This window comes from Vibrio minamisatsumaniensis (assembly GCF_050337445.1).
Classification (GTDB): Bacteria; Pseudomonadota; Gammaproteobacteria; order Enterobacterales; family Vibrionaceae; genus Vibrio; species Vibrio artabrorum.
This window is the reverse complement of the sequence record NZ_JAKJSY010000166.1, coordinates 1-1,663: the sequence shown is the minus strand read 5'-3', so window position 1 is coordinate 1,663 and position 1,663 is coordinate 1. Positions and strand designations below refer to the sequence as shown.

The window sequence follows — 1,663 nt, the reverse complement described above, 5'->3', positions numbered from 1 at the left end:
TTATTCAGCCTTTTTAAAAGGGAAAAATTGGTTAAAAGTAATAAAAATAAAAAATCAAATTAGCACTATTTATAAAAGTCACCCTTTAGTCTTCGTTTCAAAAGCTTCACAACTTGAATATGAAGATAATTTTAAAACAAAGACAAAAAATGAAGTAATATACAATCCAGTTGAGGTCGATGATATAGAACTTATGTCAAAAGTGAATATTGATATTGATATTGGTCAAGATTATTTTGTTCATGTAGGTCGTTTTAATAGAGCTAAAAGACATGATAGGTTGATATATGCATATGGTCAGTTATCAAGTCATTCAACTAAACTTTTGCTATTAGGGGGAGGGACAGGAATGTCATCCGTTAAGGCCCAAGTCAATGATATGGGGCTACAAGATTTTGTCGTGTTTGGTGGCTTTATTGATAATCCCTATCCTTATATAAAGAACGCAAAGGCCTTAGTGCTCACTTCAGATTTTGAAGGGTTACCGACAGTATTAATAGAGGCGATAGCTCTCGGTACACCAATTATAACGACAAACTGTAGTGGTGGGGTGTTAGAGATTGTTGATGTGAATAGTAACGCTGTAGTTAATTCTAATGACCCGTCTAAAATTGCGAATGCTATGGACTTGGTTTGTGATAGGCCTGATTATTTCAAATCAAGCCTATCACATAAGTTTTTAGCTAGTGAGGTGGCTTTGAAGTATCATCATTTGAACATTTCCACATATCGCTAATGAATATATAATTAATAAGTAAAAATGGCATTAAAACTACAGGGTGATTTATCGGCACATCTGTAAGGCATGAAAGGGCCATAAGTAGGATTAAGTGAAAAATTAAAGACTTACTTTCTTTTTTGTTTTTGTATGCCACAATTAATGGTGTTAGTAGCAGTGTTAGCATACTAATCAATCCAATGATCCCCGTCTTTACAAGTTTATCAATGAACTGGTTATGGTAGTGATTTGGTGAAAATTTAACTAAGCTATCATCAACAAGGCCTTCTTTATTTAGTTCTATTAATACTTCTCTGTGGGAATCTCCTAGGCCGTAAATAGGGCTTTTTACAAAGGAGTATCTTGCTGATTTCCACATTTGGAATCTAAGCCCAATAGAAGAGGTCATATCACCATTCGATATTTTATGAATTTCAACTAATGTAGAATTAATTCGCTCCTCAATTTGATTATAGCTCAATGACATGGCTAATATCAAAGGTATTAATATCATGCCTATATAACTAAATTTTAATTTATTGGTCTTATATAGATGCGTGGCAATCATTAGAAATGAAACTATGATTACTGGTATTATTGCTCCTCTAGTTTCAGTTAGAAATATTCCGGCAAGTAATAAAAAATAGGAAATAAATAGTAGGTATGATCTCCTACAAAGCAGGAGATATAAAGATACAACTGCATAAATCGTAAGAACATTTGCATATGGTATTGGATTGAATACTTGAACCCCTCTTGGTATTTCAAGTGTAAACACATTGTATATTAATAGAAAGAAAGAAATGCAAGCTGCGAGTAAAGTTAGATAGGTTAAGTTTTTTTTGTCAATGATTGTTTTATTTGTGAGCAGCAGGTAAAGAGAAATTGCAATATAACTTCTTATTTCTCCAGAACCAAATCCAATAGTATAATACATTATTGAAC

The 1,663-nt window shown here is 32.5% G+C and carries 2 protein-coding genes; one reads left to right on the top strand and one right to left on the bottom strand.

Annotation, left to right across the window (positions count from 1 at the left end):
- A partial coding sequence (locus L4B77_RS19915) for a glycosyltransferase (protein ID WP_429752589.1) occupies positions 1 to 736 on the top strand: 736 nt, incomplete at its 5' end.
- Here L4B77_RS19915 and L4B77_RS19910 read toward each other — a convergent pair.
- Positions 684 to 1,663: O-antigen ligase family protein (locus L4B77_RS19910; protein ID WP_429752587.1), on the bottom strand; the 980-nt coding region annotated here is incomplete at its 5' end. The two genes, L4B77_RS19915 and L4B77_RS19910, sit on opposite strands and share 53 nt — an antisense overlap.